Genomic DNA, 21,983 nt, shown 5'->3' on the forward strand with positions numbered 1-21,983 from the left:
ACTTCTCAGTTTCGATGGCGTGGTTTATGTGTGCTGTTGCTGCAGGGACTTATCAGGACGCTGCCAGGGCGTCCGCGCCACCGACAATCTCGGTGAGTTCCTGCGTAATCTCTGCCTGCCGCGCGTTGTTGCGCAGACGGGTGTACTTCTCGATCAGGTCGGTGGCATTGTCGCTGGCCGACTTCATCGCGCGCTGTCGTGCTGCCAGCTCGCTGGCAGAAGCCTGGAGCAACGCGGCAAAGATGCGCGACTCGATGTAGCGCGGCAGCAGTGCATCCAAAACCTGCTCGGGCTCCGGCTCGTACTCGTACAGCGGCAGCAGATCGGTCTCTGCGGTGGCCTCTTCTTCCACGACTTCCAGCGGCAGCAGTCGGATGACCGCGGGCTCCTGGGTAACCATGGACTTGAAGCGGGTGTAGACGATGTGGAGCTCGTCTACGCCACCGTCCTCATACGGCGTGTTGAAGTCGGAGAGCAGCGCATCGCCGATCTCGCGGGCGGTCGCGAACTCTGGAGCGTCCGTTCCGCCCGTCCAGACCTGCTGGTACGCAATGTTCCGGAAGTCGAAGTAGGCCTGCGCCTTGCGGCCGACCAGGTAGTGGCGGACTTCCTTGCCTTCTCCATGAAGCAGCTCGGTCAGGGCCTGGGCCTGCTTCAGCACGGACGCGGAGTACGATCCCGCCAGACCGCGGTCGGAGGTCAGCACGAGCACGGCGGCCCTGCGGATCTGCTCCGGCTCGGTGGTCAGCGGATGGTCGATCTCGGACTGCGAGGCCACGGCAGAAACGGCACGGGTGATCGCATTGGCGTACGGCAACGAGGCCGCGACGCGGCTGCGGGCCTTGCCAATGCGTGAGGCGGCGATCAGCTCCATCGCCTTGAAGATCTTCCGCAGCGACGAAGTCGATGCGATCTTCTGGCGGTAGACCCGAATCTGGGCTCCCATACTCTTCCTTTCCTCGTCCTCGGCGGCCGGACGGAACCCTCAAGTGGTTCCGCCCGGCCAACGAAGATGAATTAGCGCTTCTGCTTGACGATCTGTTCCTGGGCGACTTCGTCTTCGGCCAGGGGGTCGTACTCTTCGTGGCCGGCGCCGACCAGACGGCTGTCGCCCTCCCCGAAGAAGCCCTGCTTGAAGTCCACGATCTGCGACTTCAACTCGTCCACGGTCGAATCCTCGAGCAGATTCGTCTGGGCGATCGTCGTCAGCACCGAGCTGCGGTGCCGCAGGTGCGAGAGGAACTCGGTCTCGAACCGGGTGACGTCCTCGACCGGAACATCGTCCAGGTAGCCGTTGGTGCCGGCCCAGATGGACACGACCTGGTTTTCCACCGGGTACGGCGTGTACTGGCCCTGCTTCAGCAGTTCCATGAGGCGCGCACCGCGGGTCAGCTGCTGGCGCGACGCCGCATCGAGGTCCGAGGCGAACATGGCGAACGCCTGCATGTCCCGGTACTGGGCCAGGTCCAGCTTCAGCGTGCCGGAGACCTTCTTCATGGCCTTGACCTGTGCCGCACCGCCCACGCGGGAGACGGACACGCCGACGTCCACGGCGGGACGCTGGTTGGCGTTGAACAGGTCGGACTGCAGGAAGATCTGGCCGTCCGTGATGGAGATGACGTTGGTCGGGATGTAGGCCGAAACGTCGTTCGCCTTGGTCTCGATGATCGGCAGGCCGGTCATCGAACCCGCGCCCAGCTCGTCGGAGAGCTTGGCGCAACGCTCCAGCAGGCGGGAGTGCAGGTAGAACACGTCGCCCGGGTAGGCTTCGCGTCCCGGCGGGCGGCGCAGCAGCAGCGACACGGCGCGGTAGGCTTCGGCCTGCTTGGAGAGATCATCAAAGATGATCAGGACGTGCTTGCCGGAGTACATCCAGTGCTGGCCGATGGCCGAACCGGCGTAGGGCGCCAGGTACTTGAAGCCGGCGGGATCGGAGGCCGGGGACGCCACGATGGTGGTGTACTCCAGCGCACCCTTGTCCTCCAGGGTCTGGCGGACGGCGGCGATGGTCGACGCCTTCTGGCCGATCGCCACGTAGATGCAGCGGACCTGCCGGTTGACGTCGCCGGACTCCCAGTTGGCCTTCTGGTTCAAGATGGCGTCGACGGCGATGGCGGTCTTGCCGGTCTGGCGGTCGCCGATGATCAGCTGGCGCTGTCCGCGGCCGATCGGGATCATCGCGTCGATGGCCTTCATGCCGGTCTGCAGCGGCTCGTGCACGGACTTGCGCTGGGTAACGCCGGGAGCCTGCAGCTCCAGTGCGCGGCGCTCGTGCGATTCGATCGGGCCCTTGTCGTCGATGGGCAGGCCCAGCGGGTCCACGACGCGGCCGAGGAAGGCGTCGCCGACCGGTACGGACAGGATCTCACCGGTGCGGTGAACTTCCATGCCTTCTTCGATGCCAGTGAATTCACCGAGGATCACCACGCCGATTTCGCGGGTGTCGAGGTTCTGGGCCAGGCCCAGGACGCCGTTCTCGAAACGCAGCAGTTCGTTCGCCATGGCCGAGGGAAGACCCTCGACACGGGCGATGCCATCGCTGGCGGTGGTCACGTGGCCGACTTCGACCCGCTCGGCGCTTCCGGGTTCATAGGACGCCGCGAACTCGTTCAGCGCATTGCGGACGTCGTCGGCGTTGATGGTCAATTCGGCCATCTGCAGTCCCTGCTCTCCTGTGTTTATGATCATCGCGTGGTGCGCGACGACCGGTGTGTTTTTCAGTCTGTGTGAGGCTTCCGGCCCAGTCTCCGCGAGGAGGCTAAACCGCGAGACTCCGGCGGAGCTCGGCCAGGCGGGAGATCACGGACGCATCCACGACCTCATCCCCGACCATGACCCGCACGCCGCCAACCAGCCGTGGATCCACGTTGAAGTGGATCCGCAGCTCCCGGCCGTACAACCGGTTGAGCCCGGCCTGCAGGCGGCTCATCTGTTCGCTGGTCAGCGGACGGGTAACGCTGACCTCCGCGATCCAACGCTGCTGGCGCTTGGCCACCAACTGGATGAACCGCTCTACCAGGGCCGTGGGCTTGATGCCGCGCGGGGCGGTTACCGCCTGCCGGATCAGCAGCTGTGCCACGGGGCCCGCGGCCGGCACCAGCTTCAGCGCCAGCGCCGATTTGGCTTCGTCTGAAGCCTGGGGTTCCAGCAGGGCACGCTGCAGGCCGTGGTCCGACCCGACAATGCGGTTGAACGCGAACAGGTCCCTCTCCAGACCTTCGAGTCCGTCAACACCCTGGCCCTCTGCGACTGCGACAGCCGTCGTGGCCGCCAAGGTCTCCAAGGCGTCCCCGATGTCGCGCGCAGAGGCCCAACGCGCGGCAGCCAACGAGGTGGCGATGGCCCGGGCATCCGCCGAGACCCTCCCCTCGAGGAGGCGGCCGAACATGTCGGCCTTCTCGCTGCTGTCGCGCGCCGGATCGGTCAGGGCACGGCGCAGACCGGCATTGCTGTCCAGCAGGCCCAGGATCCCAAAGAGTTCCTCTGCCAGGGACAGCGAAGCGGTGGGAAGCTTAGCCTCCAGTTCCTGCTGTGCCGCTTTCAGTGACTCGCTCGATACACCGGCCATTATTTAGCAGCACCTGCACTCTGAGACTCAAGGTCGGCGAGGAAGCGGTCCACGACGCGGGCAGCGCGCGCGTCGTCGTTCAGCGACTCGCCGACAATCCTGCCGGCCAGTTCGGTGGCCAGGGTGCCGACTTCGCTGCGCAGCGATGTCACGGCTGCCTGACGCTCTGCATCAATCTGGACCTGGGCCTGCTCGCTGATGCGTGCAGCCTCTGCCTGGGCCTTTTCCTTCAGCTCCGCCAGGATCTGGGCGCCTTCGGCGCGGGCGTCCTCGCGGATGCGGTTGGCTTCCGCGCGGGCGTCCATCAGCTGCTGCTTGTACTCGTCCAACGCAGCGCTGGCTTCGGCCTGGGCGGCCTCCGCCTTGGCGATCCCGCCCTCGATGGCTTCGGTGCGCTCCGCATACGTCTTCTCGAACGCCGGAACGACGAACTTGGCGACGATGTACATGAGAACCGCGAAGCCGATCAGCGTGACGACGATTTCCCAGACGTTAGGGATCAGAGGGTTTGCACCCTCCGCGGCGGCGAGGATCATTGCCTGATTCATATCTCACCCGTCCTATCTACTCGGTGTGGATGGTCCGCGTTGCCCTGTTAGAGGACGAACGCGAACACCAGACCAAGAATGGCCAAAGCTTCAGTCAGCGCGAGACCCAGGAATGCGATCGGCTGCAGCACGCGCTGTGCCTCCGGCTGGCGGGCAACGCCGTTGATGTAAGCAGCGAACACGAGGCCCACACCGATGGCACCGCCGATAGCGGAGAGACCGTAACCGACGAGGTTGATATTGCCTTCCATTATTTTCCTTTCAAGATGCCCCAATGGGCAGGTTGTTGGTTCAGGTTCTTCCCCAGCGGGGAAATCTAGTGTTCCTCGGCCAAGGAGCCTTGGATGTAGATCGCGGTCAGCAGGACGAACACGTACGCCTGCAGGACCTGGATCAGGATTTCGAAGAAGTACATGCCCACGCCGCCGGCCAGCGTCAGGATGCCAAGCGGCTTCAACCAGAAGTCGGCATCCATGATCAGGAATTCGGATCCGGCGGCAGCCAGCATGATGATCAGGTGGCCGGCCAGCATGGTGGCGAAGAGACGCAGGCTGTGCGTGACCGGGCGGACCAGGAAGGTGGAGATGATTTCGATGAGGACGACCAGCGGGAGGATCGCCTTCGGCACGCCGGACGGAACGACGGCGAGCTTGAAGTAGGCGATGCCGTGCTTCTTGATGCCCAGGACGATCCACGTAATGTAGACGACGCCGGCCAGGGCGTAGGCCGTGCCCACGTGCGACGGGGTTGGCAGCTGCAGCAGCGGAATGGAGCCGAAGAGGTTGTTCACCAGGATGAAGAAGAACAGTGCCATCAGCAGCGGGACGAACGGCCTGAAGTCGCGCTCACCGATGATGTCCTTGCCCACCGAGTTGCGGACGAAGTTGTAGCTCATTTCGCCCAGGTGCTGCAGCTTGCCGGGAACAAGCTGGCGGCGGCGGGAGGCCGCCACGAAGAACCAGGAAATCAGTGCGACGGACAGCAGGACCAGCAGCATCTGCTTGCCGAAGCCCTCACCGTACGGGGCCATCCACGGGAGAACCTCCGGTAGATGCATATCTTCGAGGCTCGGTGGGACGAAGCCACCTTCATCAGCGGCCGCCGGAAGCGCAAGCGCGATCAACGCGTTTCCTCTCTGCAGTGTCCATCTTTGGGCGTTTCAGGGTGGGTCGCCATCGAGGCAGGCCACCATATAAAGTTTTCTGACATTTAGGTGTGGTCCCCCGCGCCATCCTCATGGCGGCGCCGGGCGCCGCGCGTGAGGTTGTGTTTGCGGGCCAGATAATATCCGCCTCCAGCGCCCAGAACGGCGCCGACGAAAATCAGCCAGCGGGTATCCAACAGATAGTCCAAACCCCAGCCTACCAAACCCCAGGCGATGATCCCGCCAAGGATATAGGTGAGGACGGTGTTGCCGCCCTGGTAGGTGGAATCGTCCCCGGAACCGCTCCGCGCGGGGCCGGATGTGCCTTTAGAGGCCATGTCCGATTTCCCCTTCCGAATGCTGCCGACGGTCCGCCGGCTCCGGTTCGGGGTCGGCGTACAACTGGTGCCGGGTGCGCGAGAAGGCGAACACTTCGGCCGCCTGCCAGACCACCACGGTGGCCACCGCCGCAACAAAGAACCAGGTCCGCTCGAGCCACATCGGGGTGCCGATGAGGAAGAGAGCCGCCCCAAAGCCCACTACTTTGATGATGTAGGTGGCGATGAAGGCACCGATGGCGCCGGAAGGATTGGACCGCCCCACGTAGTGGCCCACCAGCAGGCTGATCGCGAAGAACAGCACCACCAGCGTCGCGCCGAGCAGGGCACTCAGGGCACCGGCCGCACCCGCCGCCACCGTTGACATCACGATGACCAGCCCGGCGGTTGCACCGCCGGCGACCAGGGCGGACCGCAGGATCTTCAGCCACGGCGACCGGGTGGGACCGGATGCAGCGACAGTTGCGCCAGCGGCGGAGTGGCCGTCGTGGCGTGAAGCGCGCATTGGTAGTCCGTTTTCGATCGCGGTGCGGGGCGGGCCGGAACGGCCGGGTTTATTCTACATGAGATAGAACTTGCCGACGAGTCGGGCCCCGCCGTTACGCCGCCCGGTTGGCGGCGTTGGATGAGCGGCGGCTGAAGAGCACCGGCGCCCGCAGGTAAAAAACAACGACGGCGGCGCACGCGGCGATGGCTGCCGCCTTGCCCGCGAGGCCCGATTCGGCCGCCAGGTAGCCGCAGAAACCGGTCAGCAGCGAACAGCCGGTGACCAGCAGCGCCGACTGCACGTGGCTGAAGCCCACGTCCGTCAGCCGCTGGTAAGCGTGCTGCCGGTGCGGCGTGTACCACCGCTCCCCCGCGCTGATCCGGCGCAGCAGCGTGGCGAGCGTGTCGGCCAGGTAGATGGCCACCGGACCCAGCAGGTACTCCGCCTGCACGCCGTCCAGAAAGGCGGTGATGCCCAGCATGGCCAGGCCCGCCCCCAGCAGGTAGCTGCCGACGTCGCCCAGGAAGACGTTCCCGCGGCCCAGGTTCCAGGGCAGGAACGCCACAAAGGCGGCCGCCACCACGGTCCCGCCGACCACCAGCCAGCCGTGGCCGGTGATGGCGCCGGTAGCGGCGAACATCAGTCCGACGGCCGTGCCGTGCAACCCGGAAATCCCGTTGATGCCGTCCATGAAGTTGGCGATGTTGATGTAGGCCGCCAGGGCGAGGGCGCCCAGCGGCAGCCACCACCACGTCTGGCCGGTGAGTCCGATGGCCAGTGCGGTGCCGCCGAGTCCGATGCCCAACTGCAGCGCGGCCCGGCCGCGGATGGACAGTCCCCGGAAGTCTTCGATCCAGCCCAACAGCGCGGCGGCGGCGGCCACCCCGGCGACCGCGAGCAGCAGTTGCGGCGCCTCGACGGCGCCTCCGAGCGCGGCGATCAGCAGCCCCGCCAGCAGCCCGGCCGCCACGGTGATGCCCACGCCGCGGACGACGACGCGGGTGTGCGAGGACCGCTCGTTCGGCACGTCGAGCACGCCCAGCCGCTTGAGCATGGGGATCAGCGCGAAGGGCAGCACCAGGCTGAGCAGGAGGGCCGCGGCAACGGCCACCACGGCTGCCGTCACGACGCCCGCTCCCGCCCGTCGTCCTTGAGCTCGGCCTCCAGTTCGTCGTCGGCCGCCGCTGCCGGCGGGATGACGTCGTCGGCCGCCGATGCGGGCGGGACCACGTTTATCGCCCCGGTTGAGGCCGAGATCAGGTCCTGCCGGCTCTTCCACTCGGCCAGGCTCATCAGGTTCGGGTCCAGGCCCTCGATGGAGGCGTGCGAGATTTTGGGGTGCAGCGGACGGGAATCGCTTTCGCCCTCTCCGATCAGGTCCTCGTGCAGCTTTTCGCCGGGGCGCAGGCCGGTGAAGACAATTTCCACGTCCTTGCCCGACATCGCGATCATCCGCTCGGCGACGTCCAGGATCTTCACCGGTTCGCCCATGTCGAGGATCAGCACTTCCCCGCCGCTGCCGATCGCGCCGGCCTGGATCACCAGCTGGCAGGCTTCCGGAATCGTCATGAAGAACCGGGTGGCCGCGGCGTCGGTGACCGTGACCGGACCGCCCTTGCGGATCTGCTCGCTGAACAGCGGCAGCACCGAGCCGCGGCTGCCCAGCACGTTGCCGAACCGGACGGAGACGTACTTCTGCCCGGTCTGCTGCGCCACCCAGGCCGTCAGCTTTTCCGCCACGCGCTTGGAATGGCCCAGCACGGTGGTGGGGTTGGCGGCCTTGTCGGTGGAGATGTTGACGAAGGTCGCCACGTGCGCGGCGCGGGCCGCGCGCAGCACGTTCAGCGAACCGAGCACGTTGGTCTTCCAGGCCTCCTCCGGGTACTGCTCCAGCAGCGACACGTGCTTGAGCGCCGCGGCGTGGAACACCACTTCCGGCTTCCGGTCGAGGAAGATGGCCTCGAGGGCGGCGGGGTCGCGGATGTCGGCCAGCACGGTGTCCCTGCCCGTGAGCAGGCCCTTGCCGGTGATCGAGATCTGCGTGCCCTGCAGCCCGGTCTCGTCGCGGTCCAGCATGATCAGCTCGGCCGGCTGGAACGCGTGGATCTGGCGGCACAGCTCGGAACCGATGGACCCGCCGGCGCCGGTGACGAGCACGCGCTTGCCGGTGACGTAGTGGGCAATCTCTTCGACGTGGATATCCACGGGCTGCCGCCCGATGAGGTCCTCGATGTCCACCTCGCGGAAGGAGAAGTCCTGGCGGCCGGTGAGCATTTCCTTCAGCGGCGGTACCACCAGCACCCGCATGTTCCGGCCCGCGATGCTGTCGGAGATCTGCCGCATCCGTGCGGAGTCGATGTCCGCGATCGCCACCAGCAGCACGGTCGCCCCGGTGCGGTGCGCGATCTCCGGCAGGTCCTCCATCCGGCCCAGCACCGGGACGGAGGCGATGCGCAGGTGCTTTTTGGCCGGATCGTCGTCGATCAGCCCCACCGGCAGCCAGGGCGAGGCCGGGTCGTTGCTCATCCGCGTCACAATGTTGTTGCCGACGAACCCGGCGCCGTAGATCAGCGTCCGCTCGGCCTCGTCCCCGGGTTTGGCCTTGCTTTCCACATACATCCGCTTCAGGTAGCGGACGGCGGCCATGAACAGGCAGGCGAACGGGAAGGCGATCAGGCCGGTGCCGCGCGCGATGCCCAGCGAGATGCCGAACAACAGCAGTCCGACGCTGAGGATCAACGACACCGAGATGGTCACCATGACCAGCAGTTTGGCCTCGTGGAAGCTGCCGAAACTGTAGCGGCCCTTATAGAGGGCGAACGCAGACCCGACGGCCATCTGGGCCGCGATGGCCACCGCGCAGAGCAGGATAATGCCGGGAATCTTGGTCAGGCTCAGCGTCATCTCGTAGCGCAGGAAGACGGCCAGCACGATGGCCAGGACCCAGGCCAGGGAGTCCAGCAGGATCTGCGACCAGAGCCACAGGGCCCGGTCGCTGCTGGCGGTCTTGCCGCGGGGAAGAGCGGAATCGTGGCTCATGCCTCTACGGTCTCCCCCAGGCCCAGGATGCCCGGCACGACGGTGCGCAGGGCCTCCAGGCTGATCGTGCCCTCGCGGACCACCCGCAGTGTGGCGGAGGTGCAGTCGACGATGGTGGAGGGAACCGCCGTCGTGCCGTCCACGGGCCGGAAGCCGTCTTCCAGGTAGACCTCCACCGACTCGGCCAACTGTTCCTTGGCCTGCGCGGCCGTCTGCGCCGACGGCTGCCCGGTGCGGTTCGCGGAGGACACGGCCAGCGGCCCGGTGGCCGCCAGCAGTTCCAGCGCCAGTTCGTCGTCGGGCATGCGCAGGGCGACGGTGCCCTTGGTCTCGCCCAGGTCCCAGGTCAGCGACGGCTGCGCGCGGAAAATCAGGGTCAGACCGCCGGGCCAGAAGGTGTCGGCGAGGGCCCGGGCTTCGTCGCCCACGTCGGTGGCCAGCCCGTCCATGGTCTGCGGCCGCGGCACCAGCACCGGCGGGGGCATTTTGCGCCCGCGTCCCTTGGCGGCCAGCAGGGTGGCCACGGCCTGCGGCGAGAACGCGTCGGCGGCGATCCCGTAGACGGTATCGGTCGGCAGGACAACGCACTGCCGGTCGGCGATGGCGGCTTGGGCTGCCGCCAGTCCCTCGCTGCGGGCGGCGGCGTCGTCGCAGTTATACGTAGTGCTCACAGACTCATTGTTCCATTCTCATAACCGTCGGGCCGACGTGGCCCGCTCGCGCCCGGTCAGATCGTAACGGGTGGCTACCTGGTCCCAGCATCCGGCCGAGCGCAGGAGGGAGTGCACGGCAGCGGCCTGGACTTCGGCGTGCTCCATGATGAAATGGCCGCCCGGCTTCAGCAGCTGCGCGGCCGTCGCCGCCGTCGCCGCCGGCAGTTCCATGCCGTCCGCTCCCCCGCCGTAGAGCGCCATCTGCGGGTCGTGCTCGGCCACTTCGGGCTCGCGCGGGACCGCTTCGGCGGGGATGTACGGCGGATTGGAAACGACGACGTCGAACGTTCCGTCGTGCGCGGACAGCGCGGTGCGCAGGTCCCCCCGCAGGAGGGTGACGCCCAGCGGCGCCAGGTTCCGTTCGGCCCAGGCGTGGGCGAGGGCGCTCAGTTCCACCGCGTAGACGGTGGCCGTGGGAACTTCGCTGGCCACGGCGGCGGCGATCGCGCCGGAGCCGGTGCCCAGGTCCACCACTTTGGCCGCGGGCAGGGCGCGGGCGCGGTCGATCGCGTGCTGGGCAACGGTTTCGGTTTCCGGCCGCGGGACGAACACGCCCGGTCCCACTTGCAGTTCGAGATGCCGGAAATAGGCGCGGCCGGTGATGTGCTGCAGCGGGATGCGGGTGGCCCGCTCGGCCACCAGGTCCTCGAGCCCGGGCGGAGCTTCCGCTCCCAGCAGGGCCAGCGCGCGGACTCGCCCCGGGGAGACGTTCAGCAGGTGGGCGGCGAGCAGTTCGGCGTCCACCCGCGGCGAGGGGACGCCGGCCTCGGCCAGCCGCGCGGCGGCGGCGGACAGGGCGTGGGCCAGGTTCGTGGCGGGCACTGCCGGCTAGTTTTCCTCGCCCAGGGCGGCCAGCCGGTGTTCCTCGTCCGCCTGGATGGCGGACTGGATCACCGGTTCCAGTTCACCGTTCATCACCGCGTCCAGGTTGTAGGCCTTGTAGCCGGTGCGGTGGTCGGCAATCCGGTTTTCCGGGAAGTTGTACGTACGGATGCGCTCGGACCGGTCCATGGTGCGGATCTGCGACTTGCGCGTCTCGGAGTTCGCGGCGTCGATCTGCTCCTGCTGGTGGGCCAGCAGCCGCGCCCGGAGCACGCGCATGCCGGCCTCGCGGTTCTGCAGCTGGGACTTTTCGTTCTGCATCGCGACCACGATGCCGGTGGGCAGGTGGGTAATGCGCACCGCCGAGTCGGTGGTGTTCACCGACTGGCCGCCCGGACCCGAGGAACGGTAAACATCGATCTTCAGGTCGTTCTGATGGATATCCACTTCTTCCGGCTCGTCCACTTCCGGAAGCACCAGTACGCCTGCGGCGGAGGTGTGGATGCGGCCCTGCGATTCGGTCACCGGGACGCGCTGGACGCGGTGCACGCCGCCCTCGAACTTGAGCCTGGCCCAGACGCCTTCGGACGGGTCGTTGGAGTTGCCCTTGATGGCCATCTGGACGTCCTTGTAGCCGCCCAGGTCGGACTCCGTCGCGGAGATGATCTCGGTCTTCCAGCCGCGGGATTCGGCGTAGCGCATGTACATCCGGAGCAGGTCGCCGGCGAACAGGGCCGCCTCGTCGCCGCCTTCGCCGCCCTTGACCTCGATGATCACGTTGCGCGCGTCGTCCGGATCGCGCGGGATCAGCAGGCGGCGGAGCCGTTCCTGGGCGATTTCGAGTTCGGCTTCGAGTCCGGGCACCTCGGCCGCCAGTTCGGGATCCTCGTCGGCGAGCTCGCGTGTCGCTTCGAGATCGTCCGCCAGGTGCGACCAGCGCTTGTACGCCTCGACGATGCCGTTCAGCTCCGCCGACCGCCGCCCCAGCTTCCGGGCCCGGGCCTGGTCGGAATAGACGGCAGGGTCGCTCAATTCCTTCTGGAGCTCGGCGTGCTCGTCAAGAAGCCCCTGAACGGACTCAAACATCTTCAAACCTCTTTCGACTCACAACAAGTCTAAATAGCAACGAAAGGAACGGCAGGTAAAGGTGACTTAACAGCAACAGCCGCTGAGTTTTTTGCCGGCCAGGGAGTGGCATCGGGCCTACCGGAGCCGGGCGGCTCAGGATCGCAGATCCTGGGCCGCCCGGCGTAGGGGCGGGGCCGGCAAAAAATCAGCGGCTGTAAAGCAGCTACTTGTCGTTTTCGGCCTTCGAGCCGAGCGTCGTCTTCTGGACCTGCATCAGGAACTCGACGTTGGACTGCGTCTCCCGGATCTTGCCGGTGAGCAGTTCCAGCGCCTGCTGGGTGTCCAGACCGGAGAGGACGCGGCGCAGGCGCCACATGATCTTGACCTCTTCGGGCGAGAGCAGGTTCTCCTCGCGGCGGGTGCCCGAGGCGTTGACGTCGACGGCCGGGAAGATGCGCTTGTCCGCCAGCGAGCGGGACAGTCGCAGTTCCATGTTGCCGGTGCCCTTGAACTCCTCGAAGATGACCTCGTCCATCTTGGACCCGGTCTCCACCAGTGCGGTGGCGAGGATGGTCAGGGAGCCGCCGTTTTCGATGTTCCGGGCTGCGCCGAAGAAACGCTTCGGCGGGTACAGCGCCGAGGAGTCCACGCCGCCGGAGAGGATGCGGCCCGAGGCCGGGGCGGCCAGGTTGTAGGCGCGGCCCAGGCGGGTCATCGAGTCCAGCAGGACGACCACGTCCATGCCCATCTCCACCAGCCGCTTGGCGCGCTCGATGGCCAGTTCGGCCACGGTGGTGTGGTCGTCGGCGGGACGGTCGAAGGTCGAGGCGATGACCTCACCCTTGACCGTGCGCTGCATGTCCGTGACCTCTTCGGGCCGCTCATCGACCAGCACCATCATGAGGTGGACCTCGGGATTGTTGGTGGTGATCGCGTTGGCGATGGACTGCAGGATCAACGTCTTGCCGGCCTTGGGCGGGGAGACGATCAGGCCGCGCTGGCCCTTGCCGATCGGAGCCACCAGGTCGATGACGCGGGGGCCGATCTTCTTCGGCTCGGTCTCCAGGCGCAGCCGCTCGGACGGGTACAGCGGGACCAGCTTGGTGAAGTCCACGCGGTCCTTGTTCTCCTCCACCGGCTTGCCGTTGACGGAGGTGAGCTTGACCAGTGCGTTGAACTTCTGCCGGTTGCCCTGACCGCCGGAATCGCCGTCACGCGGGGCGCGGATGGCGCCGACGACGGCGTCGCCCTTGCGCAGGTTGTGCTTCTTGACCTGGGCCAGCGAGACGTAGACGTCGTTCGGTCCCGGCAGGTAGCCGGAGGTGCGCACGAAGGCGTAGTTCTCCAGCACGTCCAGGATGCCGGCAACGGGCAGCAGCACGTCGTCGTCGGAAATCTCGGTGTCGTCGACCTCGGGTCCGCGGTCGCGGCCGCGGCGACGCTCGTTGCGGTCGCGGTAGCGGGTGTTGTTGCTGTCGTTGTCGCGGCGGTTGCGGCGGTTGCGGTTGCGGCCGCGGCCGCCTTCGTCGCCGTCATCCTGGCGGGTATCGCGGGTGTCGCGCTCCCGGGTGTCGCGGGAATCGCGGTTGTCCCGGTTGTCCCGGGTGTCGCGGTCGGCGTCGCTGCGGTTGCGGTTGCGGCTGCGGCGGTCGGACTGGCCGTCTCCGCGGCCGGACTGCTGCTGCTGGCCGGCGGCGTCCTCGCCGTCCCTCTTCTCTTCCTGCTGAGCCTCGGCCGGCTTGCCGTCCGCAGCTTCCTGCGGTGCGTCGGCCTTGGTCTCGGCCGCGTCCTGCTGCCCGGATTCGGAGCGGCGGTTGCGTCCGCGGCTGCGGCGCTCCTGGCGTCCGTCGCCGTCGCCCGGTGCGTTGTCCGCCGCGGGGGCCTGGGCCGGCGCGGTGTCGGCCGGGGCCTCGGTGGTGGCGGCGGCTGCTTCCCCGTCGGCGGCAGCCACGGTGCCGTCGCTGCTGGCGCGGCGGTTGCGGTTGCGGGTGCGGCTGACCCGCTCCGCCGCCTTGGTCAGGTCGCCGCCGGCGGTGCCGCCGGTCGCGCCGCCGCTTGCCGCGCCGGTGGTCTCTTCCTTGGCCGCCGGAGTTTCGGTGCGCACCGGCTGCTCGGCCTTCTTGGCCGTGCGGTCTGCCACGGAGGAGCCACGCTGGTGGTCGGAGATCGCGGCGACCAGGTCGCCCTTGCGCATCCGCGAGCCGCCGGTGATGCCGAGCTGCCCGGCCAGCACCTGCAGTTGGGCCAGCTTCAGGCCGGCAAGGCCTGCACTCTTCGGTGCAGGAGAGTCTATTGTTTCCACACCTGCGGTCAGGTCAGTGGTTTCGGTCACGAAGGATCCTTCCCCCTCGTCGGGCGGTGTGCATATGAAGCGCACCGCGTTGTTTGCTACCCGGCCGTTGCATGAGAAGCCCGGCTGGGTCCGGTATTGCCTGCGGCGTCGTGCCGAAACAAGTCCGGGTGATCAGAGATGAAAAACCTTGAAACAAGCCGTCCGGATGGAACGAGTGAGGTCCTGTCCGGCCGATGGCCGGCAGCAACGCCGTTGAGTGCCGCGGAAGGCTCCTGAAAGGCTGCACCTGGAACGGGGATCCTGCCCAAACGGCTACTCGGCTTGCTTGATCCGGAGCATCCGGCAGGTGTCCTCGCCGGTTAATCCCGGGGGTGCACTTCCACTTTAGCACCATCTGTGTCCACTGCCAGTTTCAGCACCCGCCAGTTTCCCGGCGAGTCGCGGCGTTCCAGATGCGCGGCGATGGCCCGCTGGACCTGCTCCGCTTCGGCCTCGTCCGCGGCGAGTGTCAGCACGGTGGGTCCGGCACCGGAGACGACGGCGGCGTGGCCCTGGCTGCGCAGCGCCGCGATCAGCGCGGCGCTGGGTTCCATGGCCGGTGCCCGGTGCCGCTGGTGCAGCCAGTCTTCGGTTCCGACCCGCAGCAGGGACGGATCGCGGGTCAGCGCGTGGACCAGCAGGGCGGCGCGGCCGGAATTGGCGGCGGCCACGTGGTGCGGCACGGACGCGGGCAGGAGGTTGCGCGCGGCTTCCGTGGACAGCTCGTAGGCCGGGATGGCCAGCACGGGCACGATGTCCGGGCAGATCGGCACGCAGGTGCTGGCGAACACGCCGTCCTCTTCCCAGGAGATGGCCAGCTGTCCGCCCAGGGCCGGAGCCACGTTGTCGGGGTGCCCCTCCAGCGCCGAGCAAACCTGCAGGATGTCTGCCGCCCCCAGCCGTTCCCGCTCCGGCAGCAGCGCGTTGGCCAGCAGCACGGCGGAGACTACGGCGGCGGCCGAGGATCCCATGCCGCGGCCGTGCGGAATGAGGTTCCGGGCCCGCAGGCGCAGCCCGCCGGCGTCGTACCCGGCCTCACGCAGCGTGCCGCGCAGGGTGCGGATGATCAGGTGGCTTTCATCGGCGGGCAGCCCCGCCGCGCCCTCGCCGCTCACGGAGGCGTGGAAGACGCCGTCGTCGGTCGATTCCACCGTGACGGTGTCGTAGTAGGCCAGGGCCAGGCCCAGGCTGTCGAAGCCCGGGCCCAGATTGGCGCTGGTGGCCGGAACCCGCACGGTGACGCGCTGGCCGGGCGCGATGCGGCCGGCCACGGCGGTGCCCTCCCCCGGCAAGGTGCTGCTACTCAAGACCCAGGGCGCTGGCCACGCTGACCACGTCGAAGTCCACCTTGACCGGCGCCGCCTCGCTGCCGTCCTCGGTCTGCAGGGCCCACTGCGGGTCCTTCAGCCCGTGGCCGGTGACCGTGATGACGATGGTCTTGCCCGCGGGCACCTCGCCGGCCGCGTGCTTCTTGAGCACGCCGGCGACGCCTGCCGCGGAGCCGGGCTCCACGAAGACGCCCTCGCGGGAGGAGAGCCAGCGGTGCGCGGCCAGGATCTCGTCGTCGGTCACCGAGTCGATCAGGCCTCCGGACTCGTCGCGTGCGGCGATGGCGGTGTCCCAGGAGGCCGGATTGCCGATCCGGATGGCGGTGGCGATGGTTTCCGGTTCGGTCACCGGGTGTCCCAGCACCAGCGGCGCCGCGCCGGCGGCCTGGAAGCCCCACAGCACGGGGGTCTTGGTGGCGACCGGCGGGAGCATGCCGGCAATGGCCGATTCGTACGGCGCGGCGTACTCCTGGTACCCCTTCCAGTACGCGGTGATGTTGCCCGCGTTGCCCACCGGCATCACGTGGATGTCCGGGGCGTCGCCCAGGTAGTCGACGGTCTCGAAGGCCGCCGTCTTCTGGCCCTGGATGCGTGCCGGGTTCACCGAGTTGACCAGGAACACCGGGTAGGCCTCGGAGAGCTTGCGGGCCACTTCCAGGCAGTTGTCGAAGTTGCCGTTGATCTGGATGATCTCGGCGCCGTGCGCGATCGCCTGGCTCATCTTGCCCATGGCGATCTTGCCGGCCGGCACGAGCACCGCGCACTTCAGCCCGGCCTGGGTGGCATATGCGGCAGCGGAGGCGGAGGTGTTGCCGGTGGACGCGCAGACCACCGCCTTGGCGCCGGCCTCCACGGCGGCCGTGATGGCCATGGTCATGCCGCGGTCCTTGAAGGAGCCGGTGGGGTTCATCCCCTCCACCTTGAGGTAGACCTCGGATCCGGTCAGTTCGGAGAGTGCCTTGGCATGCACCAGCGGGGTGCCGCCTTCGCCGAGGGTGATGATCTCGGTCTGCTCCGATACCGGCAGCCGGTCCGCGTATTCGCGGATGACGCCGCGCCATTGGTGGGCCACTTAGATTCCTTCTACTCGCAGGACAGAGGTAACAGCGTTGACGATGTCGAGCCCGCGCACGGCCTCGACCGTTGCGGCCAGCGACGCCTCGGAGGCCCGGTGGGTGACGAAGCGCAGTTCGGCGGTCACCTCGGCGCCGTCGTGGGCGGGATCCAGCGGGCCCTCGGTGTGGATGGTCTGGCGCATGGTCTCGATGGAGACCCCGTGCTCGGCGAAAACGCCGGCAATCTGGGCCAGCACGCCGGGCCGGTCGGCCACGTCCAGGCCGATGTAGTAGCTGGTGCGCACCGAGTCCAGCCCGACGGCGGGCAGGTCCACGGTCGCCGTTTCGGTCCGGCCCGGGCCGCCGCCGACCATGCGCCGGGCGGCGCTGACCACGTCGCCGACCACGGCCGAGGCGGTCGGCGCGCCGCCGGCACCCTGGCCGTAGAACATCAGTTCGCCGGCGTTTTCCGCTTCCACGAAGACGGCGTTGAACGCCCCGTGCACGGCGGCCAGCGGGTGCTGGCGCGGCAGCAGGGTCGGGTGGACGCGCACGGACACGCCCTCGCGGCCGTCGGCGCCGCTCAGCCGCTCGGCGATCGCCAGCAGCTTGATCACGTAGCCGGCGTCCCGGGCCGCGGCGATGTCGTCGGCGGAGACGGAGCTGATGCCCTGGCACTGGACGTCGGCCAGGTCGACCGCGGTGTGGAAGGCCAGCCCGGCCAGGATCGCGCCCTTGGCGGCGGCGTCATGCCCTTCGATGTCGGCGGTCGGATCGGCTTCGGCGTAGCCGAGCTCCTGCGCGGCGGCCAGCGCCTCGCCAAACTGGGCGCCGGTGGAGTCCATCTGGTCCAGGATGTAGTTGGTGGTTCCGTTGACGATGCCCATCACCTTGGTGACGCGGTCCCCCGCCAGCGACTCGCGGATCGGCCGCAGGATGGGGATGGCCCCGGCCACGGCCGCCTCGAAGGAGAGTTCGACGCCGGCGTCGTCGGCCTGGGCGTACAGCTCCTGGCCGTCGGCGGCCAGCAGGGCCTTGTTACCGGTGACGACGGCGGCGCCGTTGTCGATTGCGGTGCGGATCAGCGTCCGGGCCGGTTCCAGGCCGCCCAGCAGTTCGATCACGATGTCGGCGTCTTTGACCAGCGTCGCGGCGTCGGTGGTGAACAGCTCTGCGGGCAGTTCCACGGCCCGTTTGGCGCCGGCATTGCGCACCGCGATGCCGGTCAGTTCCAGCCGCGCGCCGGTCCGTGCGGCCAGCACGTCGGCGTCGTCAAGCAGGATGCGGGCCACCTGGGCGCCGACATTTCCGCATCCCAACAGTGCTACCTTCAGCGTTTTCATGCTGCCCAAACTCTCAGTCTTAGTCTTACTCGCAATAACTGCTGCCCGGCCGGCGGTCAGCCCAGGTCACGGGCCAGCAGGTCGGCTTCGGTCTCGCCTCGAATGATCAACCGTGCCTCGCCGCCGCGCACGGCAACCACAGGTGGCCGGGCAACGTAGTTGTAGTTGCTGGAGAGCGCCCAGCAATAGGCCCCGGTCGCCGGCACCGCCAGCAGGTCCCCTGCCTCGATGTCCTCGGGCAGGTAAACGTTCCTGACTACAATGTCACCGCTCTCGCAGTGTTTACCAACCACGCGGGAAATAATCGGGGCCGCGTCCGTCACACGGGAGGCCAGCGCCGCCGAGTAGTCGGCGTCGTAGAGCACCGGCCGGGCGTTGTCGCTCATGCCTCCGTCCACGGACACGTAGCGCCGCGGGCTGCTGCCGCCGCCCTCCGTGTCCACCTGGACGGTCTTGCGGGTACCGGCCGAGTAGAGCGTGAACGTGCTGGGCCCGGCGATGGCCCGGCCCGGTTCGATCGAGATCCGCGGCACCGGGATGCCCAGCCGCTCCGTGACGGAACGCACGACGGCGGCCATCGCCTGGGCGAGTTCCGCCGGCGGGCGGGGGCTGTCGGCCTCGGTGTAGGCAATGCCGTAACCGCCGCCCAGATCCAGTTCGTGCAGGTCCACGCCGTGGACCCGCTGCACCTCGGCCACGAACGTGAGCAGCCGCTCGGCCGCCAGCGCGAACCCCTCGGGCTCGAAGATCTGCGATCCGATGTGGCAGTGCAGGCCCAGCAGGTTGATGGACTCGTGCTCCAGCGCCGCCGCCACGGCCTGCGCGGCCGGCGAGCCGGCCGGGCGGGGCTGCGCGCCGTCGTGCCCCGCGCCGTCGTCGGCGCCGGCCATCGAGAGCCCGAACTTCTGGTCTTCGTGCGCCGTGGCAATGAACTCGTGGGTGTGCGCGTGCACGCCGGGGGTCAGCCGCAGCATCACGTTGGCCATCTCGCCGCGGGCGGCGGCGATGGCTCCCAGGCGCGCCAGTTCGTCGAGGCTGTCCACCACGATGCGGCCCAGCCCCATGTCCAGCGCGCGGTGGAGTTCGGCGTCGGACTTGTTGTTGCCGTGCAGGCCCAGGTCCTCCCCCGGGATGCCTGCGCGGGCGGCCACGGCCAGCTCCCCGCCGCTGCAGGTGTCCAGCCGCAGCCCCTCTTGCGCCACCCAGCGGGCGATTTCCACGCTGAGGAACGCCTTGCCGGCGTAGTACACGTCCACACCGCCGCAGAGCGTGCTGAAGGCCTCGTCGAAGGCCTGCTTGAACTCGCGCGCGCGGGCCCGGAAGTCGTCCTCGGACACCACGAACAGCGGCGTGCCGAACTGCTCCTTGAGCCGGGCGACGCCGAGGCCGGAAATTTCCAGTTCGCCCGCCGCGCCGCGGGACACGTCCCGGGCCCAGAGCTTGGCGTCCAGCCGGTTGACGTCCTGCGGGCAGGAGAGCCAGTCCGGAGCCAGGTCGGACGCGGCGGCGGTTTCGTGTGCTGCGGGCATTACATCCTCTCCGGCGCGCTGACGCCCAGCAGGCCAAGGCCGTTGGCCAGGACTTGGGTGACGGCGGCATTCAACCACAGGCGGGTACGGTGCGTGTCGGTGACTTCGCCGTCGCCGATCGGCGTCACGCGGCAGGCGTCGTACCAGCGGTGGTACGCGCCGGCGATGACTTCCAGGTGCCGGGCGACGCGGTGCGGTTCGCGCAGCTTCGCGGCGGTGGCGACCACCGACGGGTAGGCGCCGAGCACGGCCAGCAGCTCGTTCTCCGTGGCGTGGTCCAGCAGCGAGGCATTGAAGGCGCTGCGGTCCACGCCGGAAGAGGCCGCGTTGCGCGCGACGGCGCAGGTGCGCGCATGGGCGTACTGCACGTAGAAGACCGGGTTGTCGTTGCTGTGCTTGACCAGCAGGTCCAGGTCGATGTCGATGTTGGAATCGGCGTGCGAGCGGGTGAGGGCATAGCGGGCGGCATCCACGCCCACGGCGTCGACCAGGTCCTCCATGGTCACCACCGTGCCGGCCCGCTTCGACATGCGCAGGGGCTTGCCGTCCTTGACCAGGTTGACCATCTGCCCGATCAGCACTTCCACCCGGTCGGCGTCGTCGCCGATGGCGGCCGCGGCGGCTTTCAGCCGGGCGACGTAACCGTGGTGGTCTGCGCCGAGCATGTAAATGCACAGGTCAAAGCCGCGGTCCCGCTTGTTCTTGAAGTAGGCGATGTCGCCGGCAATATAGGCGGCATTGCCGTCGGACTTGATGACGACGCGGTCCTTGTCGTCGCCGAAGTCGGTGGACTTCAGCCACCAGGCACCGTCCTGGAAGTAGAGGCTGCCGGAGGTTTTGAGCTGCTCCAGCAGCTTTTCGACCGCGCCGTCCTCGAACAGGGAGTTTTCGTGGAAGTAGACGTCGAAGTCCACCCCGAACTCATGCAGCGATTCCTTGATGGCGCCAAACATCAGTTCGACGCCGCGGCTGCGGAACTCTTCCTGCGGGTCGGCCGCCGACAGCGCATCCGGATTCTGCCGCAGCACCGCCTGGGCGATGTCCGCGATGTAGTCTCCGCCGTAGCCGTCCTCGGGGGCGGGTTCGCCCTTTGCCTTCGCCAGCAGCGAGCGGGCGAAGCGGTCGATCTGCGACCCGTGGTCGTTGAAGTAGTACTCGCGCGTGACGTCGGCACCCTGGGCGGCCAGGATGCGGGCCAGGGCGTCGCCGAGTGCCGCCCAGCGGGTCCCGCCCAGGTGGATCGGACCGGTCGGGTTGGCGGAGACGAATTCGAGGTTGATCCGCTGGCCCGCCAGGTCGCCGGCGGTGCCGAAGGCGCTGCCGGCCTCCACGATGCTGCGGGCCAGCGTTCCGGCTGCGGCGGCGTCCACGGTGATGTTCAGGAATCCGGGTCCGGCGATGTCCACCCGGCTGACGCCGTCGATCTTCTCCAGCCGCGCGCTGAGGATTTCGGCGAACTGGCGCGGGCTCATGCCGGCCTTCTTGCCCAGCTGCATGGCGATGTTGGTGGCCCAGTCCCCGTGCTCGCGGTTCTTGGGGCGCTCCACCCGGACCTCGCTGGGCATTTCGACGGCGAAGTCGCCGGCGTCGACGGCGACCTGCAGGCAGGCGGCAATGGCAGCGGAAAGTTCTTCAGGAGTCACCCCACAAGCATAGGGCAATCCCTTGATCCGACCGGCTTTCGGCGGGCTGGCTGTGACCGGGCTCGCAGGCGCACTGTGCCGGCCGGACCGGCCACCTTGCATGCGGCCGCCGTCGGGGCCGGTCCGGGCGCATTTCTTCTGGCGGCGCAGATACTGATAAGCTCAATAGGTCCCGCAGGGCACCGGGTTTCCAGCCGGTGCCGCGCCCTCGTAGCTCAGGGGATAGAGCGTCTGCCTCCGGAGCAGAAGGCCGTAGGTTCGAATCCTATCGAGGGCACTGAAGCGCAGGACAAGGGAGAATCCCCGGCTCAAGAGCCGGGGATTCTCCCGTTAACGGCAGCCGGCCTGCGCCGGAGTCACCTCACTCGCCGTCTCCCGGCCCGTCGAAGCGGCGGTCGACGCCCACCTGGTCCACCTTGCGGTGGAAATGCATGCCGGACCTGCCACCAAGAATGGCACCGGCGAGCGAGACCAGCGCGGAGACCAGGAATACGATGCCGCCGGTCGTCAGCTCCCCTTCGCCTAGGGGCACGCGGGGGAAACTGTTCAAGCTGCTCAGCACATTGAACTGGCTGCCGGCGATCAGCCCCAGGATGGCGAGCACAATGGCAACCACGATCGCCCACAGCCACACGGCCAGCCCCTGCTTGACGCCGTCGAAGCGGGCCATCCGGCCGGCCACGTACCCGCCGCAGAAATACGAAATGAACAAGATGACGGCCAGGATGATCCCGCCCACTATGCCGACCGTCCCCAGGTTCCGGGACGCCTGCTCGGCGACCTGCGCGGGATCGGCGCTCTCGGCGATCCCCACGGCGGCGCCGATGGCGGCCATCAGCGCCGTCAGGATGACTCCGATCCCGGTGGCCGCGAGCCAGCCGAAGAACGCGGAGCCCCACTTGATGCCGCCGAATTGGCGCCTCTCCGCCGCTACCACGTCATTGCGTCGTTGTTTCGGGCTTCTGGCCCCTTCTGCAGCTGAACTCATCACCGGTTCTCCTTTATTCGCTTGGGGTGCGCGCACCC

19 protein-coding genes, 1 tRNA gene and 1 pseudogene are annotated in these 21,983 nt (G+C 68.1%); 1 reads left to right on the forward strand and 20 read right to left on the reverse strand.

What is annotated here, in order from left to right:
• Positions 1-52 precede the first annotated feature (52 nt).
• From AC5RWG_RS04060 to argS, 19 genes and pseudogenes are all read right to left on the reverse strand, one after another.
• Positions 53-946 (reverse strand): F0F1 ATP synthase subunit gamma, encoded by an 894-nt coding sequence (locus AC5RWG_RS04060; protein WP_494000120.1) that lies wholly within the window; start codon positions 944-946, stop codon positions 53-55.
• Between the two features lie 71 nt (positions 947-1,017).
• Complete coding sequence (gene atpA / locus AC5RWG_RS04065; protein WP_494000121.1) at positions 1,018-2,655, reverse strand: F0F1 ATP synthase subunit alpha; 1,638 nt, start codon at positions 2,653-2,655, stop codon at positions 1,018-1,020.
• Positions 2,656-2,758: 103 nt separating this feature from the next.
• Positions 2,759-3,568: a F0F1 ATP synthase subunit delta gene (locus AC5RWG_RS04070; RefSeq protein ID WP_494166461.1), complete on the reverse strand. Its 810-nt coding sequence runs from the start codon at positions 3,566-3,568 to the stop codon at positions 2,759-2,761.
• The gene (locus AC5RWG_RS04075) at positions 3,568-4,116 is read right to left on the reverse strand and encodes a F0F1 ATP synthase subunit B (protein WP_494166462.1); all 549 of its coding nucleotides are present in this window, start codon (positions 4,114-4,116) and stop codon (positions 3,568-3,570) included. The genes AC5RWG_RS04070 and AC5RWG_RS04075 overlap by 1 nt, the downstream gene beginning before the upstream one ends.
• A gap of 47 nt (positions 4,117-4,163) precedes the next feature.
• Positions 4,164-4,367: an ATP synthase F0 subunit C gene (gene atpE / locus AC5RWG_RS04080; protein WP_074701684.1), complete on the reverse strand. Its 204-nt coding sequence runs from the start codon at positions 4,365-4,367 to the stop codon at positions 4,164-4,166.
• Positions 4,368-4,432: 65 nt separating this feature from the next.
• Complete coding sequence (gene atpB, locus AC5RWG_RS04085; protein ID WP_494012426.1) at positions 4,433-5,239, reverse strand: F0F1 ATP synthase subunit A; 807 nt, start codon at positions 5,237-5,239, stop codon at positions 4,433-4,435.
• 86 nt (positions 5,240-5,325) lie between these two features.
• Positions 5,326-5,598 carry a hypothetical protein gene (locus AC5RWG_RS04090; RefSeq protein WP_494012427.1) on the reverse strand — a complete coding sequence of 91 codons (273 nt, stop codon included), beginning with the start codon at positions 5,596-5,598 and terminating at the stop codon, positions 5,326-5,328.
• Positions 5,588-6,103 (reverse strand): Cg1360 family ATP-synthase-associated protein, encoded by a 516-nt coding sequence (locus tag AC5RWG_RS04095; protein WP_494166463.1) that lies wholly within the window; start codon positions 6,101-6,103, stop codon positions 5,588-5,590. Before AC5RWG_RS04095 ends, AC5RWG_RS04090 begins: the two co-directional genes overlap by 11 nt.
• A 94-nt stretch (positions 6,104-6,197) precedes the next feature.
• Complete coding sequence (locus AC5RWG_RS04100; protein ID WP_494166464.1) at positions 6,198-7,211, reverse strand: MraY family glycosyltransferase; 1,014 nt, start codon at positions 7,209-7,211, stop codon at positions 6,198-6,200.
• Positions 7,208-9,124 (reverse strand): polysaccharide biosynthesis protein, encoded by a 1,917-nt coding sequence (locus AC5RWG_RS04105; protein WP_494166465.1) that lies wholly within the window; start codon positions 9,122-9,124, stop codon positions 7,208-7,210. Before AC5RWG_RS04105 ends, AC5RWG_RS04100 begins: the two co-directional genes overlap by 4 nt.
• Positions 9,125-9,135: 11 nt before the next feature.
• A pseudogene (locus AC5RWG_RS04110) lies at positions 9,136-9,795 on the reverse strand (L-threonylcarbamoyladenylate synthase); the annotation flags it as partial.
• A gap of 18 nt (positions 9,796-9,813) precedes the next feature.
• Positions 9,814-10,659: a peptide chain release factor N(5)-glutamine methyltransferase gene (gene prmC / locus AC5RWG_RS04115; RefSeq protein WP_494166466.1), complete on the reverse strand. Its 846-nt coding sequence runs from the start codon at positions 10,657-10,659 to the stop codon at positions 9,814-9,816.
• A gap of 6 nt (positions 10,660-10,665) precedes the next feature.
• Positions 10,666-11,745, reverse strand: a complete 1,080-nt coding sequence (gene prfA, locus AC5RWG_RS04120) for a peptide chain release factor 1 (protein ID WP_494000132.1) — start codon at positions 11,743-11,745, stop codon at positions 10,666-10,668.
• 205 nt (positions 11,746-11,950) lie between these two features.
• A complete protein-coding gene (gene rho / locus AC5RWG_RS04125) occupies positions 11,951-14,059 on the reverse strand; it encodes a transcription termination factor Rho (protein ID WP_494166467.1) in 2,109 nt (702 codons plus the stop codon).
• A gap of 320 nt (positions 14,060-14,379) precedes the next feature.
• The gene (thrB, locus tag AC5RWG_RS04130; RefSeq protein ID WP_494075452.1) at positions 14,380-15,366 is read right to left on the reverse strand and encodes a homoserine kinase; all 987 of its coding nucleotides are present in this window, start codon (positions 15,364-15,366) and stop codon (positions 14,380-14,382) included.
• The gene (thrC, locus tag AC5RWG_RS04135; protein WP_494166468.1) at positions 15,359-16,459 is read right to left on the reverse strand and encodes a threonine synthase; all 1,101 of its coding nucleotides are present in this window, start codon (positions 16,457-16,459) and stop codon (positions 15,359-15,361) included. The genes thrB and thrC overlap by 8 nt, the downstream gene beginning before the upstream one ends.
• Entirely contained in the window at positions 16,460-17,785 is a 1,326-nt protein-coding gene (locus tag AC5RWG_RS04140; RefSeq protein WP_494167095.1) for a homoserine dehydrogenase, read from the reverse strand. It lies immediately after the preceding gene.
• 56 nt (positions 17,786-17,841) lie between these two features.
• Entirely contained in the window at positions 17,842-19,314 is a 1,473-nt protein-coding gene (gene lysA / locus AC5RWG_RS04145) for a diaminopimelate decarboxylase (protein WP_494109373.1), read from the reverse strand.
• Positions 19,314-20,957 carry an arginine--tRNA ligase gene (gene argS, locus AC5RWG_RS04150; RefSeq protein WP_494166469.1) on the reverse strand — a complete coding sequence of 548 codons (1,644 nt, stop codon included), beginning with the start codon at positions 20,955-20,957 and terminating at the stop codon, positions 19,314-19,316. The genes lysA and argS overlap by 1 nt, the downstream gene beginning before the upstream one ends.
• Before the next feature lie 204 nt (positions 20,958-21,161).
• On the opposite strand from argS, the gene AC5RWG_RS04155 reads away from it, so the two are divergent.
• Positions 21,162-21,234, forward strand: a tRNA-Arg gene (locus tag AC5RWG_RS04155).
• Positions 21,235-21,318: 84 nt separating this feature from the next.
• Here the strand turns inward: AC5RWG_RS04155 and AC5RWG_RS04160 are convergent.
• Entirely contained in the window at positions 21,319-21,945 is a 627-nt protein-coding gene (locus AC5RWG_RS04160) for a hypothetical protein (RefSeq protein WP_494109374.1), read from the reverse strand.
• Positions 21,946-21,983 lie beyond the last annotated feature (38 nt).

The sequence above is a fragment of the Arthrobacter sp. Y3221160 genome, from assembly GCF_059092585.1.